This is a genomic window from Terrimicrobium sacchariphilum, from assembly GCF_001613545.1.
GTDB classification, from domain to species: Bacteria; Verrucomicrobiota; Verrucomicrobiia; order Chthoniobacterales; family Terrimicrobiaceae; genus Terrimicrobium; species Terrimicrobium sacchariphilum.
This window is the reverse complement of the sequence record NZ_BDCO01000002.1, coordinates 663,774-684,731: the sequence shown is the minus strand read 5'-3', so window position 1 is coordinate 684,731 and position 20,958 is coordinate 663,774. Positions and strand designations below refer to the sequence as shown.

Here is a 20,958-nt window from a genome sequence, read left to right as displayed (position 1 = left end):
GCGGAAATCAGGGCTTTTTTGTGACGATTTCGACGCCACCGACGGCTGCCAAATATTGAGTATCTGAGCCGACACCCGAGTAAGAGACAAAGGCGAGTTTGCCGGAACCGTTCGAAGGCTGTGCGAAATGCGTGATATTCGGGATCTCCACAGGAGCTTCTCCGATTTTTCTGTAGGAAACCGTATAGGAATCGCTACTAGGATCACGGCTGATGGTAATCACAAAGGGCTTCTTCGTCGTAAACTTGTTCTTCTCCTGATCGTATACCGACGCATCGACAACCTCTTGCGCGATCCTTTGCCAGCGCGCGCTTCCCGCAGCGCCGGTGTTGGCCTCGATCGAAAATACCCCGCCCGATCCCGCCACGCGAAGCTGGATCCAGTCATGCCTCTCCGCCGCCTCACCATCAGGCCCTGTCTCCTGGAGGGTGATCCATAGTGGCTGCTGCCACCCATCGCCCTCCATGACCACGATGGTCTGACTTATTTGAAAATCGGCGGGAAACGCGGGGGCGGCGTTCAGCAACTGGTAGATCATGGTTTCCCCTTTCAGCACGGCGGAGAATCCCGACCCGGCCAGAGCTGGCGCTTGCACGGGAGTGGACCCGCCCCAGCCGAGGGCCTGCCCGTGAGGCGGCGTGCCGCTGAGGTCACTCCATTTCTCGAAACGACCGTTCCCCAGGACCTGCTGAGCGGATGCACGACCGCACAAGAAAACACCGGCCGCAAACATAAGTATTAGCGTTTTTTTCATAATAACTGGAAAATCTAGAGCGATGACTGGGCGGTTTCCTGCGATGCCGCAGGAGCCGGCCAGGTGATTTCGTAAGCCATCGGAGTGATTCCACTCATTGCCGTTGTGGCGACGAAGACGATCTCACCATCGCGAACCTGGAAGACGACTTCCTGCAGACGCCGCCCCGTGACATCGATGGCCCAGATCTTCGGAGTGCCGGAGTTGCGGTTTTTCAACGAAATCTCGGCGGTGCCGCGCCGGATGAGGAGCGGATATTTGCTCGATCCGCGCGCAAAGATAAGCTTGCCTCGAATTTCAGAACGTTTTTCCTCCGAGTTGCTCAAGTCCGTCAGATGCAGAACAAGCACCCGGCGACTATCCATCAGCGGCTGTCCGTCGAGACTGCCGGCAAACACTGTCGAGAAGGTCGTGTTGTCCTTTACGCCGAGCGCATTTCCGTGCTGGACCGGACCGGCTTGCACGAGACATTCGCTGAGAGCAGTGACGGCTCGGAACGAAAGTTGCTTCGCATCGGCAAAAAGCTGCCCACCCTCGCTCGCGAATGTCCCCTGGTCAGGCCGAATCGCGGAGGCATCTATGATTCCAGCCTGCTCAAGGCCCCTGAGGAAATCGCCTTGAGCTGGCACGACCGGTATCGCTGGCTTCAAGGGCTTGATATCCTCAAATGCCACTGCCGCCTCCGCGGGAATCGAAGTCACCTCCGGGGTAACCAGGTTACTTCCAATCTGGGCGAATGTTCCCAGCTCAGCGAAATTACTGGGAAACCATGCGTTTTTAAGAGTCTCCCAACGGAGGTAGTCGTGAGTGAATGGCAACTTCCAGACTTCGGGGGTGACGGCGAAAGATATTCGCGTGCTCGCCGGTCTGACGTCTTGTCTAAGAAAGAATAGCGCTGCGATCCGCTCGGACAGAAGCTGGAGCGGGTCGCACACGGTATTGAAGGACCAGGTGTGCGTCTGACCAAAGGCAGTAACCTTCATCCCGGAATATTCGAATCGAAAAATCCCGTCCCAATCTTGTAACGCCGCATATGCGCCCACTACGGGCCCGGATTCGCTGCGATATCGATTCGGATAGCAAAAATTCCATTCCGTAAGCATGAACGGTTTTCCGAAGATTCGAGGAACGCCGTATCGGAGCAGCTCGCTGAGGTCGCCAAGCACGCTTTTGTTGTGATTGATCGTATCACTGGCAAAAGCGGTGCCGGTAAATTCGGGATGATCATGGTAACCATGATTTTCCACAAAATCGAAGGTGTTTCGGGGAATCGCCATTACATACAGCGCCCGATGGCTCATATCCGTGAGCGGCTTCATGGCCCCGAGTGATCGCACGAAGGCACTGAGATCGGCATAGAGAGCGGTTTGACGATCCGTGAGAAACCGGGTGAGCAACTCGGGATCCTTGGCGGGAGTATCTGGAACAGGGACATTTTTCTCCGCACACCAGATGGCAAAACTCTCGTCAAAAGCTTTTCGCAGGCGGGGATAGCGATTGAGGTAGTCTATCGTATAGTGGGTTGCCAGAGCATCCTCATTGATCATCGACAACGTGGCCAGGGCTGGCTCGTCCTTGAGAGCCAGGCCTGTATAGGGATTTACGTGCTCAAGCAGAGTTTTCGCGTAAGCCTTGATGTTGTCGCGAACCTCGGGAATAAAGGCGGCAGAAAACTTTACCTCGGTGATATCCGAATATTTCTCAGGGAATCCCTTTAACCGCGAGATATAGAGATCTGTGACGAGATAGATACCTCTGCGTTTCAGGCAGGATATCAGGTAGTCCATACGATCGAGTCGTTTGGGGTCGAACTCGGGCTGCGTGGCACCCTCCTTGATCAGAGTATCATCGAAATGGTGCAGGCGTATGGCGTTGTACCCCAGGGCGGCGATACGGGTGGCAATGATTTCACACTCTTCATTAGTCAGCCCGGTAACGATTTCGCTGTTCAGGTTGGTTCCAAAGAACCGCACCGGCTGGTCGGGGCGATCCCGAAAGACAAACCTCCCCCCCTTTATGATGACGGGGCCGTACTTGCCAGCGGGAGCATCCTGCAGGAATGAGAAATCCAGCGCGCTCCCTGCGACGATGTCCTTCTCAAAGGTAAACGATTTCCAATCGTCATCTTCGCGCATGACGATCGTCACAGGCACATCGGTATCATTCGGCATGGCCGGAATGATGCCTTCTTTCACACCGCTCATGCCCGCAATCATCCAAACGCTGTCACCGGCCGGGGTTAACGTGATGCGTGATATTCCCTGCTCCTTCACACGGAAGCGGCTTAGATAGAGCCCAACGGTAAGTCCGCCCGCATTTTTGTCCTTCCAGACGACTGCCGAATTCTGACCGCTGACCGGGTCCCACCAATCACCAATATCCCGTCCGCTCTGGACATCGAATGTCTGCCGGGAGCCATCATCGTAATCGACGGCCACGGTTCCGCACAGTATGCCGGTCCCCCGAGGCGTCCATGCCGAGGCGTGGAGCAGATACAGATAAGAGAACTTTTGACCATCCAGAGGGATCTCCGCGCTCTTCGGAAGGTTTTGACGGTTCAATCCCAGGACCAGACAAGAGCGGCCCGAGTTTTCCGATGCGTCGAGGATGTTGAACGGGACGTTACCGAAAGACCGTTTTCCCACCGGCAAGACACGAAGATCGTTCTTGGGACCCTGATCAGTCCAGCCGCCCCGTTCGTCATCGGCAGTCTCGTCGTGAAAGGCCCTGTTGGCGGCGGCGCGAATGTCCACAGGCGTCGTCATGTAGGGAGCTGCTGAGAGTTCAACGCGCAATTCCCCGTCGGTTACCTCTGTATTGGCCGGCACCAAAAAGAGGCGAAGGGATACCTGTCCATTGGGATACTGACAAAAGAGGACATCGAAGGCGCCGCCGCCAAGCGTCAACATCTGCGTGGCCCCAGGAATAACTATTTGAGAGACGCCCTTTCCGTGCGGAGTGAAGAACAAACAGGGATTATCCACCTTTTCGGGGACTACCACGGGCTCGCCATCGAAAAGAAAAGTTCGTCCCCGAAATTCCTTTCCGAACAGAAAATTCAAGCAAAGCGCCTTTTGCCGAGTTGGTTTGGAGGCATGAACGCTGACTGTTAGCGTCGCGGACTCCGCACCTGTTTTCACAAAAGTCTCGCGGAATAATAGAGTCTCTCCGCTCTCGGCGGTTTGTAGTGTACCTTCAAAAACCGTCTGTCCTTCACTGGACTTTGGGAAACCGTCGGAGATCTTCGTCGTCCCGTCAGCCGTCTGGTCGCTGGTATGGACAGTTCCATTTCCCATCTTCTGATCCAGAAACAAGCCTGCGCGAAAAGTCTCGGTGGTCGCTGGCGAGGAAAAGACGAAAGTTCCATCGGGAAGAGCGCGCAAGGAGTCCGTGATGGAAAAATCCGCGTTCGCAGAAGAAAAACAAAGCCCGAGGAACAGGGCAAGAATGCTGGTTCTTGCTGTCCGCACGAGGGACCAATAGCTCAGAGAGAAAGACATAAACTTACGGTACGAGACTCAGCAAATCCCCACGACGCTGTTGAAAATCGTCCTTTTGTATGATTTCGGTATGGAGGTCAGCGAATAGGCACAGATAAGAATCCATCCCTCGGGTACCCGGGCGGGATCCGGTCCAGCTCTGCGGCGCGGTTGTTACGATTCCCTTGCGATTGATAAACCAAGACCCACATGGCGGAGTGACGTTCGTCGCATCCTCGGCCGTCATCACTGCAACGACTTTCGACAACCTCCCGCCGAGTGCAGCGGCAGACACGGGCGTCGTGGTTACCGGCCAGCCCGTCGGTCCGTAGAAGATGTCCGAATTGGCCCCATAGTCGCCGAGAGGATGGTGCCGATTATTGGGCAGGAGCGGATCGACAAAAACCGGGCTGATTTGGAATTTGGTTCCCGTATCGAACTTGGCCACTGTGATGGGAGGCGGTAAAAAGGGCGCCAGGGATTCGGTCCAAAATCCGCCAGTATAAGCACTGTTACATGATGCCGGAAACGTGTTTTGGTTTTCCGTCAGGTAGAGCCCGAGCCCTCCTCCGATGGCGTGCAGATTAGCGAGACTCTTTATCTGTTTCGCTCGAGTTTGAGTGCCACGAAAGGCCGGAAGAATCAATGCAGCCAGGAGGGCGACGATTGCAACAGTCACCACGAGCTCCACCAATGTGAATGCCCGATGATTCGAAAATGGAAGACGGCGCCGAGGGGGGAGCATCGCTTTGAAATTCCTGAATGTCTGGCTACATCTTTCGACGGAGCTTCGCCACCAGGAGGAAGCCGCCCACCAGAGCCAGCACCGCAGTTCCGGGCTCAGGCACGGAAATAGCGGTAATGTTATCAACCCCATAGTTGCTGGCAGAGGCCCCTCCAGCGAAGCCAAACTGGGTCAACGCCCCACCCACCGTGGGATTCGCCGAAAATATTGTCTTATTGGAGAGAGTGGTAATCGAGCCGCCGACCGCGCCATACGACAAGGACCACGAGGGGGTTCCCGTCAGGTTGACATCCAAGGTAAAGGCATAAGGGTTCAGCGTGGTGAAGGAATTCGTCGAGCCTCCGGTATAGACTGATGCGTCGAGATTTTGGACGAGATTACTCCAACCCGATGCGGCAATATCATAGACCTGCAATGTCAGGAATCCCGCGCCAGAGGAACCCCGAACCGTGCGGAAATTCAAAAACATTCCCGACGCTTGACTCAATTGAAGATTGAAACTGCGCGAGGTGGCGCTCCCCGGGTCAGTCGCGGCCAATACAAAACTCAACTCAAACTGGGCGGTGCTCTCGAGAAGGGCCGTGGTGTAGAGTCCCGAATTCCCGGCCTGTATCACACCGGAATAGGTTGACCCGGGAACAAGGCCCGCCGAGCGAATGACGGTACCTCCTCCCGCCCATCCCGTGGGACTTCCCTGAGGCGGAGTTCCACTGACAGCACCCCAGGCTTCGAGGTTGCCATTGGTAATCAGCGAACCCGCAGAAGCCGGAATCACGGCCGCGAAGGCCAGGGTCAAAGTGAAGGCAAGAACTTTAGTCACGGAGGGGAGCATTGTGTTCATTGGATGGACGTGGATTAAGTTGCGTAAATTAATTACTCCATTTCGAGCGATTCCGTCAAAAGGAAAATTTGCGAAAAAATTGCGTTTGACGAAGTCGTGAACTTGTTCTGATTTTTCAGTATGTTCTTTTGCCCACATGGCCCGCCATCCACAGGAAGTTAGCATCACACGCATCGCAAAAGAGGGAGGGGTTTCCGTTGCCACCGTCTCGCGAGTGATGAATCGTCGCGTTGGCGTGAGTGAGGCGACGCGAGATCGAATCGATCAGCTCCTGAGGAAATACCAGTTCACGACCACCTACCCGCAATCGCGCCAGCCGAAAGTTGCCGTGCTGATCCCGGTCGATGATTTTAGCAACTACATCGCGAAAGCGCTAAAGGGGATTTTCACCTACGCTCGAGAGGGAGACATGGAGGTGAACCTCATTACCAGGAGCACTCATCCACGCACCACCACGCTGGAGCAAATCCGTGACCAGCAATGCGCCGGGGTCATCGTCTTGCTCTCGGATTACTACATTGACGAGCATCGGCTGCTTGCCGCTTCGGAGCTTCCAGTGATGTTTCTGGACGCACAAATCGCCATTGAGGGCGCGGGATTTATCGATAATGACTCCTACTCAGGCTCCTGCGCAGCGACCCGCCATCTGCTGGAGCTGGGACATCGAAAAATCGGCTTTCTCCGCTATCACCTCTCGAGCCTCAATCAAATCCAGCGCTTCAAGGGCTACGAAAACACGCTCAAAGAAGCCGGCATCCAACCAGCACCAGCATGGCTGGCGGAATCGCCGGCTCCAGACAAACGAAACGTGAAGGGTGTCGACGGCTTGCGCGCCATGAGACAACTGCTTGAGCAGGCCCCCGATATTACAGCGGTGCTCGCCGTCGATGACGAAATGGCGTTTGGCGCCATGACCCATCTTCACAAGATCGGAAAAAAAATCCCGGCGGACATCTCGATCGTCGGATTTGACAACTATCCGGAAACCGAAATCTGGTATCCCGCGCTTACCACCGTAAATCATCCAATCCAGCTCGCGGGCTACCATGCATCGAAAGCCATCAAAGACGCCATCGACAATCCCGGAAAGTGGCGCCCGCCGCAGGAGATCCTCCCCACGCGGCTCGTTGTTCGCGAATCGACCGGCCCCGCCAGGGCGTAAACTATCGTAAAAAAATCCGTGATCTCTCAGCGCCTTACGACTTCTAGGCCACAATTATTTTACGCAAGATTTCGTTTGACGCAGACTTTTCGCTTTGGTTGGTTTGTTTGGTGAAGTCTCCCCACACCGCCGCCGCCCTCGTGACAGAAGTCGGCGCCTCGCCCCGCGGTGTCTCAACCAGTCGCCAGCGCCTCGCCGGAATTCCCGAGGCGGACCGCATTCCTTTCAACCAGAAACTCGCCTTCGCGGTCGGTGCGTGCACCCCCTTTTTGGCGGTAGATTTGACTATTTCGGCGTTTTGGATGCCGTTTTTCAACATCGGATTGGGGATCAGTCCATTATCACTTAGCGCAGTTCTCGTAGTGCTGCGCGTTTGGGAGGCTTTCGGAGATCCGTTGGTGGGAAACCTCTCGGACAATATGCGGACCCGCTGGGGCAGACGACGGCCATTCATGGTTGGCGGAGCCATTTTTATGGCCGTCTTCTACCTCCTGATTTGGCATCCCCCGGAAGGGCATAACGAATACGTCATGCTAGCCTATCTTTGCGGCATCGGCTTGCTGTTCTCAACGTCCTGCACCTTCTGGAACATGCCATTCTATGCGATGCAGATGGAGTTGACTCCAAATTACGACGAGCGAACCCGGCTGATGGCCTGGACCGCCTTGTTTGGAAAAATCTCCGGCCTGCTCGGTGGCTGGTCGATGGCCTTTGTGACCGGGAGCTGGTTCATTAATTCTGCCACGGGAAAACCGGATTTGGTTCAAGGCATGCAGTTCTTTTGCTGGATAGTCGCCGGCCTGATTCTCGTTTTTGGCTTGCTCCCGCCGCTCATTGGACGGGAGCGATTTTATGACAAGGAGGTTGTCCGGCAAACGCGTGATCCGTTTTGGGCGAGTTTGAAGGAATCTTTTCGCAACAAACCCCTCTGGCTCCTGATCGGGAGTTCATTCTTCATCCTTCTTGGCACGATTTCCGTGAGCAGCCTGGGACAGTATCTGAATATCTATCTGGTAAACGAGGGCGATATCGCAAAGGCGTCGATCGTCACCGGCTGGAAATCCACAGTGCTTGTCGCGACGGGCATTGCCTGCATCCCGCTCTGGACCTGGCTGGCCGAGAAATTCGACAAGCGCTCAATCGTCATCGCGATGGTCGTGCTTTCGCTGCTCGGCCACTTCTCTTATCTCCTCTGCCTGCGCCCGGACATGCCGTATCTTCAGTTGATCCCAGCCGTCTTCGAGGTGGGGGCCGTCTCCGCAATCTGGATCTTTCTGCCATCGATGAAGGCCGATGTTGCGGATTATGACGAAGCCCGGACAAACCGAAGGCGCGAAGGTGCACTAAATGCGTTTTTTTCCTGGTTTATCAAAGTGGCTTCGACACTCGCCTTGGGCCTCGGAGGAGGGGTGCTCCAGATAACGGGCTTCGACGCAAAAATCCAAGGCCAGCAACCCGAAGTGCTTCAGCGGATGCTGCTCATTTTTGTGATCTTACCACTCGTGCTATGGCCCATCACTCTGATGTTTCTCTGGTGGTATCCACTCACCCGCGCGCGGATGGCTGAGATCCGGGGGCAATTGGAGGCACGCCGTGGGAAAATCTAGCTCCTGTGATTTGATAAGTGTGTGTTCCTCGATCCAACGGATCCTCCCCGGCACAAAGTGCACGCGCCTAGCCCATTCAAGACGACTCGACCAGATGCTGAGCTTCGACCGTTATGCGCTCGAATCTCCATCCACTAAATCAGTCAGGATAAGTCAATTGGCCAACACGCGTAAAATCCGTCCACCATTATGAAAAAGCTCCACCGTAGTATTGACGCATTATATCTTGAAACGGAGGCCGGATGGGCGCTCCTCCCCGATGGATCAATCGACGCGATTTTTACCGCAGATGTTCCTGCGGAATTGCTCTCCGCCGCGAAGCCTCTCAGTGGGAAACCCTCCTTCCAGCCGCTCGCCCCACTGGAATCCCAGGAAGTCTGGGCCGCAGGCGTCACCTATTTGCGCAGCCGCAACGCCCGCATGGAGGAAAGCCGGGGAACCGGTGGAGCCGACTGCTATGATCGTGTCTATGCGGCCGATCGCCCGGAGTTATTCTTCAAAGCGCCCGCCTATCGAGTGGTCGGTCCGAACGGAGCAGTGCGAATCCGCCGGGATTCGCACTGGAATGTGCCGGAACCGGAGCTGACTCTCGCGCTTAACTCCCAAGGCAGGATCATCGGATACACGGTCGGTAATGATATGAGCTCACGCGACATCGAGGGCGAAAATCCTCTCTACCTTCCCCAGGCCAAAATCTATGACGGCAGTTGCTCTATCGGCCCCTGCATCGTTTTGACAGATAAGCCGCTTGATCCCGCCACCGAGATCCTCCTGAGAGTCTTTCGAGATGAAAAGATGATTCTCGATACCGGAACCGCCATCTCCCAAATCAAACGGAGCTTCGACGAACTGGCGGGCTATCTGTTTCGGGAAACCTCTTTCAAAACGGGATGCTTTCTCATGACCGGAACAGGAATCGTCCCACCCAATGACTTCTCCCTGCAACCCGGAGACCGCACAGAGATCGAAATCACCGGCATCGGCACTCTGTCGAACACTGTCGCCTAATATTATGATCAACCTTCATGGCAAGCTCCTCATCGGTGGCGCCTGGCTTCAAGGCTCCGGCCAGAACACCTTTGTCATCTCCCCGCTCACACAGGAGCCGCTGGAACCTGGATTTCATCAAGCCTCGATGGAACAAACCAGGCTGGCCGCACAAGCCGCCGCCGACGCCTTCCCGGACTATGCGCAAACAAGCCCGGAGCAGCGCGCCGCTTTCCTGGAATCGATCGCCCTAAAGATCGAGGCGCTTGGCGAAGATCTCCTGCTCCGAGCCAACCAGGAAACCGGGCTGCCCCTGCCGAGGCTGACCGGCGAGAGAGCCCGGACCTGCGGCCAACTCCGGCTCTTTGCCGAAGTCGTTCGCGAGGGTTCATGGGTGGATGCCCGAATCGACACGGCACTGCCCGATCGCACACCTCTTCCACGACCAGACCTTCGGCGGATGCTGATTCCACTCGGTCCGGTCGTGGTCTTTGGATCAAGCAACTTTCCCCTCGCCTTTTCTGTTGCCGGTGGAGATACGGCATCTGCCCTCGCTGCGGGAAACCCGGTGATCGTAAAGGCCCACAGCGGGCATCCAGGCACCTCGGAAATGATCGCATCCGCGATCCTTGCGGCCATCCAGGAGTGCGGATTGCCCTCGGGCGTCTTCTCCATGCTGCACGGCAGAGGTCAGACGATCGGACTTGAGCTGGTCCGGCAGCCCGCGATCAAAGCCGTCGGATTCACCGGCTCGCATACGGCCGGACGAGCTCTGTGTGACGCGGCGGCTTCCAGACCCGATCCGATTCCCGTCTTCGCAGAAATGGCGAGCCTCAATCCGGTTTTCGCCCTTCCTCGCCTCCTTGAGGAAAGAGGCTCCGCTTTTGCCAAAGGTCTGTTTGATTCTGTCACGCTCGGCGGAGGCCAGTTCTGCACAAAGCCCGGCCTGATCTTGGGCATCGAAGGTCCGGCCTGGAAAAACATGGTGGAGGAATTCCGTCGGCTTGTGGCTCAAGGTTCCGCCACCACCATGCTCAACGCCGGTATATTAGAGTCGTACAAGAATGCAAAAGCCACGCTATGCAGTCGAAACGGCGTGCACATTCTGGCGGAATCCACCAGAGCTTCGGATTCGAGTAAAACCGAAAGTCTTCCCGCTGCGGGTCTGATTTCGGGAGATGAATTCCTCGCTGATCCCGCCTGCGGAGAGATCGAGGTCTTCGGTCCGTTCTGCCTGTTTGTTGCGGCAAAAAGCGACGTTCAGCTGCTGGAGATTTCCGCGCACCTTGGCGGCCAGCTGACGGCTACCATTCATTACTCCGGGGGAGATGATGTCCTGGTCAAAAGTCTGCTTCATTCAGCCACCCAAAGATCAGGGCGCATTGTTTTCAATGGATTTCCCACCGGCGTGGAAGTCTGCCCCTCCATGCATCACGGCGGCCCCTATCCGGCGACGAGCGACACGCGATTCACGTCCGTTGGCACGGCTGCGATGCTGCGTTTCGCGAGGCCTGTCTGCCTGCAGAATGTTCCGGAAACCCTGCTTCCCGAGGAGCTGCGATCTGGCAATCCGCGCCACATCATGCGCTTGGTCAATAACGAACTCACACGGAAAGCGTGGTGATCGGACTCGCGAATTTGCTCCAGGTGGAGAGCTAATCCGAGGACTCGGTGTTGATGTTTGGGGCGGTTGTCTGGGTCTGTTCATCTTGGACGTCAGTGGCATGGAGGGCGACTGGAGCCGAAGATGGATCAGGCGCGGAAGGCGGGTTGCCAGACGGGTAGTCGCCTTTTACGAGTCGGGCTGCCCGTAGTAGGCGGAGGAGCCGTGCTTTCGCAGAAAATGCTTGTCGAGAAGTTCCGGCGGAATGGGCTCGGCGTGGGCTGCCAGTTGCAGAGACTTCATCGCCATCTCGGCGACGATTTCGAGAGCGAAGGCGCTTTCGACGGCCTTGGCTCCTGACAGGCCCCAGGCAAACGGGCCATGCCCTCGCACCAGTACGGCGGTGATGTGCCGGGGATCGATTTCCCGGAACCGCTCTACGATCACATTGCCCGTCTCCCACTCGTAAGCCTCGGAGATTTCCGAAGCGTTCAGGAAGCGCGTGACAGGCACCGGGCCATGGAAGTAGTCGGCATGGGTGGTGCCGAGGCAGGGAATCTCTCTCCCTGCCTGGGCAAAGGCCACGGCATTGCGTGAATGGGTATGAACCACGGAGCGAATCCCCTCAAAGGCTTGAAACAGTCGCCGATGGGTCGGGGTGTCGGAGGAGTAGCGCATACCGCCCTCGACCACGCGCCCGTCAGCGATGTCGCAGACCACCATGTCCTCGGCGCGCATGGTGCGGTAATCCACCCCGCTGGGCTTGATGGCAAAGACGCCCTTGTCCCGGTCGGCGACGCTGACATTGCCAAACGTGAGATCGATCAGCCTGTACTCGGGGAGCAGGAGATTTGCCTCAAAGCATTCGTCTTTGATATCGCGGAATGCGCTCATGACTACAGTCGGCCGAGGCCGGGGGCGATATGGTAGTAGATCTCGTTGTTGCGCAGTTGCTGCTTGAAATCACGCAGTTCGGTCTTTGCGTCGATGATCGCGACTTCCACCCCCGCGATTTCGGCGAGATCCTCGATGTGCTCGGCGGTCACGGAGTAGCTGAAGCCCGTGTGGTGCGTGCCTCCGGCATAGATCCAGCTTGCGACGGCGGTCTTGAGGTCCGGGCGGCATTTCCAGACAGCCCGGGCGACCGGGAGCTTCGGCAGCGGATGCGGCGGAGCGATGGCGTCGACCTCGTTGACGAGGATTCGGAAGCGGTTGCCGAGATCCATCATCGCGACATTGATCGCAGGTCCGGCGTGGGCGTCGAAGACCAGTCTTGCCGGATCATCCTTGCCGCCGATTCCCAACGGGTGAATCTCAATGGAGGGCTTGCCCTGGGCGATGGAGGGGCAGACCTCCAGCATGTGGGAGCCGAGGACGAGCTGCCCGGCCGGGTTGAGCTCGTAGGTGTAGTCTTCCATGAAGGAGGTGCCGCCGGGCAGGTCGCCCGCCATGACCTTCATCGCTCGCACGAGCGCGGCGGTCTTCCAGTCGCCCTCGCCTGCGAAGCCATAGCCCTCCGCCATGAGGCGCTGGACGGCGAGGCCCGGGAGCTGCTTCATCCCGTGCAGATCCTCAAAGGTATCGGTGAATCCCAGGAAGCTGCCTGCTTCGAGAAACGCCCTCATGCCCAGCTCCTGGCGGGCATTGTAGCGCAGGGCCTCGTGGCGTTCACCTCCCTTGCGCAGGCTGGCGGCGACGGAGTACAGCGACTCGTACTCCTCGCAGAGTGCGGTGATGGCAGTCTCCTCGACCTCGTTCATCGCGGCGCCCAGGTCGCCGATGCCGTGCGTATTCACGGAAAAGCCAAAACGTGCTTCCGCCGCGACCTTGTCACCCTCGGTGACGGCCACGTAGCGCATGTTGTCGCCGAAACGGACAAACTTGCCGCCCTGCCAGTCGCACCACGCACGCGTCACTCGCATCCAGGCGGCCACGCGATCCTGCACCTCTTCGTCGCTCCAGTGGCCGACGACCACCTTGCGCGGCAGGCGCAGGCGCGTGTGGATGTATCCATGCTCCCGGTCGCCATGAGCAGCCTGGTTGAGATTCATGAAATCCATGTCGATCTCGCTCCAGGGCAGGTCGCGGTTGAACTGCGTGGCGAGATGCAGCACCGGCTTGCGCAGCTGCAGCAGACCGTTGATCCACATCTTGGATGGCGAAAAGGTGTGGCACCACACGATGAGGCCCGCGCAGGCGGGAGAGCTGTTGGCTTCCAGGCAAAGGGCGCGGATCTCCTCGGGACGAGTCAAGACGGGCTTGAACACGACATTGAGCGGGATGCGGCTGGAGGCGTTGAGGCCGGCCACGATCTCCCGGGAATTGGCGGCGACCTGTCGGAGCGGGCCTTCTCCGTAGAGATGCTGGCTGCCGGTGATGAACCAGATTTCGGGTGCAGGGAGATTTTTCATGAGAGTTGGTTTTTGATTTCGATCAGCTGCTTCATGACGCCGGAAAGATCCGCGTCCTTGGCGACGCCGCCAAAGGCGTCGTGGAGTTTGCGATAAATGGCGTAGAGCTTGTTGTAGGTCGCCTGCTGCCCGGGGATGGGCTGGTACACTGTGTCCTTCAGCGAGGTCATGGCAGCCTGGGCGGCAGGGAAGTCCTCGTAGACCCCGGCTTGCACGGCAGCCGACACGGCAGCTCCCAGGGCGCAGGCCTGGCTGGATCCCGCCAGGTGGATGGCGCAGCCCGTGACGTCGGCGTAAATCTGCATGGCCAGCGCATTTTTCTCCGCGATGCCTCCGGCGCATACCACTCGCTCGACCGGCACGCCGTATTCTTTCAGGCGCTCGATGATCGCGCGGGCTCCGTAGGCTGTCGCCTCGATGAGGGCGCGGTAAATCTCCGCTCTGGTCGTATACAGGGTCTGGCCGAGCAGCAGCCCGGTCAGCATGGGATCCACCAGGATCGTGCGGTTGCCATTGTTCCAATCCAGCGCGATCAGGCCGCTCTGGCCCGGCCGCAAGGCTGCAGCCTCCTCGCTGAGCTGTTGATGGAGCTGGGCGTCGCCCTGGCAGACGACCTCGACCCACCACTTGAAGATATCACCCACGGCCGATTGCCCGGCCTCGACGCCGTAGTATCCCGGGAGGATTGCCCCTTTGACGATGCCGCAGATGCCCGGGATGTCGGCCACCTCGCGCTCTGCCGAGACCACTCCGCAGTCGCAGGTCGAGGTGCCGATGACCTTGACCAGCGTGCCTTCCGTGACGCCGCTGCCGATGGCTCCGTAATGAACATCCATCTCGCCGATGGCGATGGGGATTCCCTCCGGCAGCCCAAGCCGGGCCGCCCATTCCGGACACAGGCGCCCGGCTGGCGTCATGGCGTCGTAGGCTTTCTCGTAAAGGCGATCTCGCAGATCCGCGAGGCGGGCATCGAGCAGCGCGAGGAATTCCTTGTCCGGCAGGCCGCTCCATTCCTCGCTGTAGAGTGCCTTGTGACCGGCCATGCACACCCCGCGTTTGATCTGGCGGGGATCCCGCACCCCTGCCAGCACGGCGGGCACCCAGTCGGCCAGCTCCACCCAGCTGTATGCAGCCTCAAAGACCTCGGGCGCGACCTTCAGGCACCGCCAGATCTTGGCCCAAAACCACTCCGAGGAGTACGTGTTGCCGCACTTGGCCACGTACTGCGGACGATGGAGCGCGGCCAGGCGCGTGATCGCCGCCGCCTCCTCGTGGCTCGTATGATCCTTCCACAACCAGCACTGCGCGGCGAGATGCTCACTCCAGCGCGGCACCATCCCGAGCGCACCGTTTTTTTCGTCCACTGGCAGCGGACTCGATCCCGTGGTGTCCACGCCAATACCGACCAGCGTATCCGGCGAGAATCCCTTTTCTTTCGCCTGCCGGACCGCGCCCTGCACCGCCTTTTCCAGGCCGAGGATGTAATCCGCCGGGTTCTGCCGGGCGAGATGGTGATTGCGCGGATCGAGCAGCACGCCCTGGTGGCCGCTCGGGTAATCCACGATGCAACTCCCCAGTTCGCGTCCGTCGGCACAGTCGACGATCAGCGCCCGCACGGAATTCGTTCCATAGTCTATGCCGAGGGAGGAGTTCATCGGGTTAAGCGTTCCCCGAAACTTTTCGATGGAAAAGCGGCCCGTTACATTACAGTAATGTGACATGCCCGATAAGCCGCCCTCCATGGCCGAGATCGCCCGCCGGGCAGGTGTTTCCAAGAACACTGTCTCGCTGGCGCTGAGGCATGACCGGCAGATTCCGCAGGAGACCCGCGATCGCATCGCCCGGATCGCCCGGGAGCTCGGTTACAACAAGAACGCGACCGTCGCGCGGCTCATGGCCGAGTTGCGCAGGGGAAAAGCACCGCGCTTCCGCTCATGTCTTGCGGTGGTCAACGCCCATGCGGACCGGAATGCCTTTCGGACGCATCCGACCATCCCGACCTATATCGAGGGATGTCGACGACGCGCCGCTGCGCTGGGCTATCGCCTGGATGAGTTCTGGCTGCACGAACCCTCTCTCGACGGCATCCGCCTCAACAAGGTCCTCAGGGCACGCGGCATCATGGGGGTGATCGTGGTGGGCCTGATGGGGAACAACCGCCTGCCGGACAGATTTCTCCCGACCTGGCAGAGCTTCCCGACCGTGGTGACGGGAGTGAGAACGCATGAGCCAGCTCTCTCCTTTGCCTGCACGGATCACCACATGCTCGCTCTCGCAGCCTTTCGCAAGGCGCTCGCACTCGGCTACCAGCGTCCCGCCCTGGTCATTGATCCCGTCATCGATGAACTCGTGGAGCATCGCATCACCGCGGGGGTCCAGGTGGCGCAGCGAGCCCTCCCACGCGCCCGTCGCGTGCGGACCTTCCTTCCGCCGGACGATTCTCCCGGCAGCGAGGCGGGTTTCCATGAATGGCGGGAGCGCGAGCATCCCGACGTCATTCTCACGCTCTATAACAATGTCCGCCGCTGGCTGGAAAAAAGACGCTTCCGCGTACCGCGCGACATCGGGCTCATCCAGCTCGAGTGGCGCTCCAGTTCACCCGACTGGGCCGGAATGAATCAACATAACGACGTGGTCGGCGAGGCCGCCGTCGAGATGGTCATCGGCATGATTCACAATAATGAAAGCGGCATCCCGGCCTTTCCCAGAGCCACGCTTATTGACTCCTCCTGGGTCGATGGTTCCACGGTAAAAACAAGACTGCCCCCTGCCAGGTAGATTTGTCAGGCGCCGCTTCTCAAGCTTTGATGAGTGCCACGCCGAACGGTGAGAGGGTGCAGTCTCCGTCGCACGGCTGACCCGTGATGAGGTCCGTTCCGACCGGGAGGGCGCTCACACTTGCAGGCTGGCCGCTGTGGTTAAGCAGAAAATACAACCGATGGCTTGCGGAGTGTCGGCAGGTAATCTCCACCCCATCCGACGCCACGGCGAGAGGCGGGATATTGGCATGATCAAGAACCAGCCCGATCAGCGCGGCGGCATTGTCCGCAGAAATATACGTACCCAGGTAAATCGCGCTTCCGGAGCCATGGACATGATGCGAGACGGCGGGCAGGCCGGATGCAGCGTGAGGTGCCGGCCAGCGGGAACACTGCCAGTTGCCAAGGGCCCGGGCTCCCCGCAAAGAGAGAATCTCGTACCCGTCGCCCACCGGCGCGACAACGCCCGGAGCCATCTCCAGGTCAATCGATCCGCGTTCCAACTTGCCAAACTCCTCGACGGTCGCGCCGAAAACATCACGCAAAAACCCGGGGGGCGTGAATTCGCTAACATGATTATTCCGGTGACGGGTCGCCGTGCGAGCCGTGGCTACCAGCAACCCTCCGCGCTCCACGAACTCCCCAAGGCGGGCTGCCAGATCCTCGTCCATCAGGACAAATCCCGGCAGAATAATGATGCCGAGACCTTCAAAGGAATCATGTGCATTGACATATCCGGCCTCCAGTTTCCGGCGCAGCAGCTCGCGCAGGATTACCCGTCTCTGCTCATCCGGCGACGGCAGGCCCATGGGCATGGTTTGATGGGCTTCATCCTGGTCGTTCTCAAGCAAGACCCCCACCTTCACGGAAAGAGTGGTGCCCAGGATACTGTCGCCGAGCCGGGCAAACTCCCCGCCCTCCCGCGCAAACTCGTCGTAGCGGCGGCGGGGGATATTGTCGTGATCCAAGACGCCGTTCCAATACATCTCGGCGCCATAGCGGCACGTGCGCCAGCGGAAATGCAGGATGCCATCGGCGCCGTGAGCCACAGCCTGCCAGGCCCACAGGCGCATTTGCCCCGGGTCCGGCGTACGATGGAGATAGGGCCATTGTCCACCGGCTCCCGCCTGTTGCTCCGGAATGATGTAGCTCCCGGACGCCGAGCGGGCCTCTTCGTTTTTCACCGCCGCCCACCAGTAATCCTCAGGCTTCTGCACTGTGAAGCCTGGATAGACATCGACTCCCAGAAAATCCAGGTCCTCCGCGAGATTCCAATAATCCACATGCTGAAAGGTGCCATTGTGCGTGATCCACCAGCGCGGCTGAACAGAGCGAAGGATATTGACCTGTCCGCCCTGGAAATCGCGGATGGCATCTCCCAGGAAACGAAACCAATCGAGCTGCGCACCGGGATTCGGGTAGGTGGGGCGATCCTGCCGCGGCGGCACGATCTCAGAGAAATCACCATAGGTCTGCGCCCAGAATGCCGCACCCCAGGCTTCATTCAGCGCCTGGATGTTGCCGTACTTTTCCCGCAGCCAGCGTTGAAAATCCCGCCCGCAGGCGGGGCAGAAGCACTCACTGATGTGACAGAAAAACTCATTGTCCGTCTGCCAGCCGATGACTCTCGGATTGTCTCGATAATGCTCTGCCATCGCACGCGTGATGCGTTCGGATGCCGCGCGAAACTCGGGATGATTCGTGCAGACATGCTGGCGGCTGCCATGCGTCATGCGAACTCCGGAGGCATTCTCACGGAACCAGTCGGGATTCGCGGACGTCATCCACCGGGGCGGAGCCGCCGTGGGCGTGCACAGGATGGTCTCGATCCCCGCCGCGCCGAGCACATCGATGGTTTCGTCGAAGATCGAGAAATCGAATGCGCCCGGGCGAGGTTCCATCCGGTCCCAGGCAAACTCCGCCATGCGTACGACATTCACTCCGGCCGCCGCCATCATGGCGGCATCGTTCTTTCGATCCTCCGGCCTCCACTGCTCCGGATAATAGGGAACTCCAAAAAGAAACCCGGGAAGTTTAGAAGGACGTTGATGGCGCGGCGGAAGAACAGTCATGGCAGGAGCGAGAAGTATAAAAGCTAACGAGAAGCGAAACCGCGAGGCGTGGCGTGCAATACGAGAGAAAACGAATGCACGTCGATCGTATCAACCATCAACGCGCAAACGGGATTCCTTTCATCACGGGCAAACGACATCGTAACGATTCATCCTACACGCGGATGACCAATGGAAAATCCAAAGGTTACTTGACAGTAATGTTCACCAGAATGCTCCATTCCGATCCGGGACGCCTCCGTGATAACAGCCATGCGGGCACGTCGTCCGCGATGACCATTGAAACCTGGGAGGCTGCCTTATATCCGCTCAGCTAGCTCTGGGATATTCGTTGCAGAGGCAAAATCGTCGCGGTTCATCCTCGACCAGAACCGGGAAACGGGAGGCTGGATCGAGGAAGACATTATCATTCCAATCGTCACAAACACTGGAGACCTCGCCACTGACGGAATATCGCACGCCGCCGACCAGGTACCCCGTTCCCTCCTCCCCCCAAAACTGATGTATCGTACGAGGCGGAATACACAGGCTCTCCCCTGGCCGCAGACGCACCCGCTCGCGGGGACCGAGCTCCCGCAACACACCATCCACCACGATAGGAAATCGCCGCGAGGATGGAGATCCATCGCCTTCCGTGGCTGTCAACTCGACGATAATGTTCCCGCCGGCGCGATTGATGATATCCTCACGCTTGGAACGATGATAGTGCGCCGGAGCACGCTGGCCCTCCGGATCCAGTATCAGCTTTTCCGCATAGGACTTCGGGTAGCGATCATCGGACATGCGGCCATTCCGCAGGGTAAAAAGGGTGCGCCCGATCTCGCAAAAGCGCCCGGACCCAAAATCCGTCACGTCCCAGCCCAACATACAATCACGAATCTCGTCTGCCTCGGAACCAACAGTCTGCCACTGCTCCGGAGTCCACCGGGAAAAACCCGGAAGCGAAATCCCGAAGTGCGAGAACACCTCCAGGGCATGGAGAACGGACTGATTGACATGCGAACGACACAATGAAGACGGGGTAGCCATGAGAAAAAAGCCCTTACCGCGAGGACACAGACTCCGCGTGAAGGTCGAAGAACATGCGATTGCGAAAGTCCCTGTGAACCGGTGACGCGACTGCGGCGTCGGGGCCATCAAAATCCTGCATCATCCAGGTCTTGGAAAGACCGTCGTCCAATGCTGCCAGCTCAGGAAACGTCGCCGGGGCAACGCGGCCCCATGAGGTATTTCCGGACGGGTTCCCCCAGGGATTCAAGGCGGCACCATTCAGAGACACCTGTTTGTTCAGCACATAGGAATACGCTCCCCATGCCTGAGGGTCGGCTTTGTAAACACGGAGGAAAGCCGGGCATTGCAGTTTTTTGGAATAGGCGAGAGTCGTCGTCTGAGGCAAAGAAAGATAGGGGGCAATGAAGCTCGAGATCCGAGTGGGGGCCCAACTGCCGTACACGCCGGCCATTTCCCGGTAGATCGGACCCGGCAACGACTGATTGTTATCCGCAGCGTACAGCTGGATCGCCTTGCCGTAGGCTGCCATCTGGGCCAGGCAACTCGAGCGATTCATCGTCGCCATCGTGTTTTTCACGACGGGAAACAGCAGGGCGGCAAGGATGCAGATGATCGCTGTCGTGACGATCACCTCGATCATCGTAAAGCCGTACGGTCGTCGCGCTTTCATCGTTTTGGGGGAAAGACGTATGAGCCAGGAGAACTTATTTCACCGACTTGACGCCGAAATGATCGATCTTTTCGACTCCCCGGGCGCCGCCTTGCTGCGAGCCTATCACCGCAAAGAAGGAGGACGCGCCAAAGAGCGCCTCATTGGCGACCTGCTGGGAGTAGGCCGGAGCGACCGGGGTACCCTTGCCGCCCGACGCCGTCACCTCAAAGATCTGCGAGGTGAACTCAAAGCCCGGTCGTTTCGCAACCGGAGCGTACCGCGTTATCCATCGGTATTGTTTTCCCTCCTCCAGCGGGAATGTCTCGGAAATGGCTGTTCCCTGGCGGGACGAGTCATTGAACGCCATCAGACTCCATTTCCCATCCGGGCTGAACCGCAGCGCGATTGTCACCGAGGCCTGGGCATCTTCAAAGGCCTCTCCGGTGCCGGTGGAAGAACGCGGCACGCCGATGGAGCCATCCGTATCAGCCCCCTTGTAGCCCAGCGCGGACTGAGGGCCGGGCACGGCAGAGAGTCCCGTCACCAGGGCCAGACCGGGAGTGGACGCTGTTGGCGTCGTGGTCCAAAAGTCCACCGTCACCTCGACATCGGCTCCGGAGTTGGCCAGCGGTTTCTTGAGCGAGTAGAGGAAATTCCCCGAGTCGCCAGTCGGCAGCATCGCTGCAGGCTGGCCGCCGGGGGAAACAGTCAACACACCCGGGCCGACTATCTTTCCCGGAAAGAGGAGGCCGATGTCGTCGCTTTTCCTAAAATCGACGATGAGTTCCTCGGCCCAGACAGAGGACGCGCCGACGAGGCAGAGACCAAGAACAGTGAGGCGAAATGGATTCATGATATGGGATATGGCTGAAATG

General features: G+C 58.5%; 16 protein-coding genes. 5 read left to right on the top strand and 11 right to left on the bottom strand.

The genetic code is table 11. From position 1 onward, the window contains the following. Positions 1 to 7: 7 nt before the first annotated feature. The 4 genes from TSACC_RS03825 to TSACC_RS03810 all read right to left on the bottom strand — a co-directional run bounded on the left by TSACC_RS03825 (position 8) and on the right by TSACC_RS03810 (position 5,798). Positions 8 to 754: a hypothetical protein gene (locus tag TSACC_RS03825; protein WP_153811242.1), complete on the bottom strand. Its 747-nt coding sequence runs from the start codon at positions 752 to 754 to the stop codon at positions 8 to 10. Between the two features lie 14 nt (positions 755 to 768). Further along, positions 769 to 3,663, bottom strand: a complete 2,895-nt coding sequence (locus TSACC_RS03820) for a hypothetical protein (protein ID WP_153811241.1) — start codon at positions 3,661 to 3,663, stop codon at positions 769 to 771. Between the two features lie 595 nt (positions 3,664 to 4,258). After that, complete coding sequence (locus TSACC_RS03815) at positions 4,259 to 4,978, bottom strand: type II secretion system protein (RefSeq protein ID WP_075078063.1); 720 nt, start codon at positions 4,976 to 4,978, stop codon at positions 4,259 to 4,261. A 25-nt stretch (positions 4,979 to 5,003) separates the two neighbouring features. Then, positions 5,004 to 5,798, bottom strand: coding sequence for a hypothetical protein (locus TSACC_RS03810; RefSeq protein ID WP_153811240.1), 795 nt, complete (start codon positions 5,796 to 5,798; stop codon positions 5,004 to 5,006). A gap of 157 nt (positions 5,799 to 5,955) precedes the next feature. Between TSACC_RS03810 and TSACC_RS03805 the strand changes: the two genes are divergently transcribed. The 4 genes from TSACC_RS03805 to TSACC_RS03790 all read left to right on the top strand — a co-directional run bounded on the left by TSACC_RS03805 (position 5,956) and on the right by TSACC_RS03790 (position 11,199). Further along, positions 5,956 to 6,981 carry a LacI family DNA-binding transcriptional regulator gene (locus TSACC_RS03805; protein ID WP_075078061.1) on the top strand — a complete coding sequence of 342 codons (1,026 nt, stop codon included), beginning with the start codon at positions 5,956 to 5,958 and terminating at the stop codon, positions 6,979 to 6,981. Between the two features lie 140 nt (positions 6,982 to 7,121). Beyond that, positions 7,122 to 8,588: an MFS transporter gene (locus TSACC_RS03800; protein WP_269084885.1), complete on the top strand. Its 1,467-nt coding sequence runs from the start codon at positions 7,122 to 7,124 to the stop codon at positions 8,586 to 8,588. Positions 8,589 to 8,777: 189 nt separating this feature from the next. Next, positions 8,778 to 9,596 carry a fumarylacetoacetate hydrolase family protein gene (locus TSACC_RS03795; RefSeq protein ID WP_075078060.1) on the top strand — a complete coding sequence of 273 codons (819 nt, stop codon included), beginning with the start codon at positions 8,778 to 8,780 and terminating at the stop codon, positions 9,594 to 9,596. Between the two features lie 4 nt (positions 9,597 to 9,600). Then, positions 9,601 to 11,199: an aldehyde dehydrogenase (NADP(+)) gene (locus TSACC_RS03790; RefSeq protein ID WP_075078059.1), complete on the top strand. Its 1,599-nt coding sequence runs from the start codon at positions 9,601 to 9,603 to the stop codon at positions 11,197 to 11,199. A 168-nt stretch (positions 11,200 to 11,367) separates the two neighbouring features. Here TSACC_RS03790 and araD read toward each other — a convergent pair whose 3' ends face one another. The 3 genes from araD to TSACC_RS03775 are packed head-to-tail and all read right to left on the bottom strand — an operon-like array spanning position 11,368 to position 15,244. Then, positions 11,368 to 12,072: an L-ribulose-5-phosphate 4-epimerase AraD gene (gene araD / locus TSACC_RS03785; RefSeq protein ID WP_075078058.1), complete on the bottom strand. Its 705-nt coding sequence runs from the start codon at positions 12,070 to 12,072 to the stop codon at positions 11,368 to 11,370. Between the two features lie 2 nt (positions 12,073 to 12,074). Continuing rightward, complete coding sequence (gene araA, locus TSACC_RS03780) at positions 12,075 to 13,589, bottom strand: L-arabinose isomerase (RefSeq protein ID WP_075078057.1); 1,515 nt, start codon at positions 13,587 to 13,589, stop codon at positions 12,075 to 12,077. Then, positions 13,586 to 15,244: a ribulokinase gene (locus TSACC_RS03775; RefSeq protein ID WP_075078056.1), complete on the bottom strand. Its 1,659-nt coding sequence runs from the start codon at positions 15,242 to 15,244 to the stop codon at positions 13,586 to 13,588. Before TSACC_RS03775 ends, araA begins: the two co-directional genes overlap by 4 nt. 64 nt (positions 15,245 to 15,308) lie before the next feature. Between TSACC_RS03775 and TSACC_RS03770 the strand changes: the two genes are divergently transcribed. Then, entirely contained in the window at positions 15,309 to 16,367 is a 1,059-nt protein-coding gene (locus TSACC_RS03770) for a LacI family DNA-binding transcriptional regulator (protein ID WP_202815906.1), read from the top strand. A 19-nt stretch (positions 16,368 to 16,386) separates the two neighbouring features. Here TSACC_RS03770 and TSACC_RS03765 read toward each other — a convergent pair whose 3' ends face one another. The 4 genes from TSACC_RS03765 to TSACC_RS03745 all read right to left on the bottom strand — a co-directional run bounded on the left by TSACC_RS03765 (position 16,387) and on the right by TSACC_RS03745 (position 20,936). After that, positions 16,387 to 18,420 carry a beta-galactosidase gene (locus tag TSACC_RS03765; protein ID WP_075078055.1) on the bottom strand — a complete coding sequence of 678 codons (2,034 nt, stop codon included), beginning with the start codon at positions 18,418 to 18,420 and terminating at the stop codon, positions 16,387 to 16,389. A gap of 309 nt (positions 18,421 to 18,729) precedes the next feature. Further along, a complete protein-coding gene (locus TSACC_RS03755) occupies positions 18,730 to 19,449 on the bottom strand; it encodes a D-lyxose/D-mannose family sugar isomerase (protein ID WP_084400159.1) in 720 nt (239 codons plus the stop codon). A gap of 13 nt (positions 19,450 to 19,462) precedes the next feature. After that, complete coding sequence (locus TSACC_RS03750) at positions 19,463 to 20,101, bottom strand: type II secretion system protein (RefSeq protein ID WP_075078052.1); 639 nt, start codon at positions 20,099 to 20,101, stop codon at positions 19,463 to 19,465. A gap of 34 nt (positions 20,102 to 20,135) precedes the next feature. Further along, the gene (locus TSACC_RS03745; protein WP_075078051.1) at positions 20,136 to 20,936 is read right to left on the bottom strand and encodes a hypothetical protein; all 801 of its coding nucleotides are present in this window, start codon (positions 20,934 to 20,936) and stop codon (positions 20,136 to 20,138) included. Positions 20,937 to 20,958 lie beyond the last annotated feature (22 nt).

Excerpts from the sequence above, each read along its gene's own strand:
- TSACC_RS03820 (WP_153811241.1), bottom strand. The coding sequence starts at position 3,663 with ATGTTGACGCTTGGCGGCGGCGCCTTCGATGTCCTCTTTTGTCAGTAT.
- TSACC_RS03765 (WP_075078055.1), bottom strand. The coding sequence starts at position 18,420 with ATGACTGTTCTTCCGCCGCGCCATCAACGTCCTTCTAAACTTCCCGGG.
- TSACC_RS03795 (WP_075078060.1), top strand. The coding sequence starts at position 8,778 with ATGAAAAAGCTCCACCGTAGTATTGACGCATTATATCTTGAAACGGAG.
- TSACC_RS03825 (WP_153811242.1), bottom strand. The coding sequence starts at position 754 with ATGAAAAAAACGCTAATACTTATGTTTGCGGCCGGTGTTTTCTTGTGC.
- TSACC_RS03805 (WP_075078061.1), top strand. The coding sequence starts at position 5,956 with ATGGCCCGCCATCCACAGGAAGTTAGCATCACACGCATCGCAAAAGAG.
- TSACC_RS03755 (WP_084400159.1), bottom strand. The coding sequence starts at position 19,449 with ATGGCTACCCCGTCTTCATTGTGTCGTTCGCATGTCAATCAGTCCGTT.
- TSACC_RS03770 (WP_202815906.1), top strand. The coding sequence starts at position 15,309 with ATGCCCGATAAGCCGCCCTCCATGGCCGAGATCGCCCGCCGGGCAGGT.
- TSACC_RS03775 (WP_075078056.1), bottom strand. The coding sequence starts at position 15,244 with ATGAACTCCTCCCTCGGCATAGACTATGGAACGAATTCCGTGCGGGCG.
- araA (WP_075078057.1), bottom strand. The coding sequence starts at position 13,589 with ATGAAAAATCTCCCTGCACCCGAAATCTGGTTCATCACCGGCAGCCAG.
- TSACC_RS03745 (WP_075078051.1), bottom strand. The coding sequence starts at position 20,936 with ATGAATCCATTTCGCCTCACTGTTCTTGGTCTCTGCCTCGTCGGCGCG.
- TSACC_RS03790 (WP_075078059.1), top strand. The coding sequence starts at position 9,601 with ATGATCAACCTTCATGGCAAGCTCCTCATCGGTGGCGCCTGGCTTCAA.
- TSACC_RS03750 (WP_075078052.1), bottom strand. The coding sequence starts at position 20,101 with ATGAAAGCGCGACGACCGTACGGCTTTACGATGATCGAGGTGATCGTC.
- araD (WP_075078058.1), bottom strand. The coding sequence starts at position 12,072 with ATGAGCGCATTCCGCGATATCAAAGACGAATGCTTTGAGGCAAATCTC.
- TSACC_RS03815 (WP_075078063.1), bottom strand. The coding sequence starts at position 4,978 with ATGCTCCCCCCTCGGCGCCGTCTTCCATTTTCGAATCATCGGGCATTC.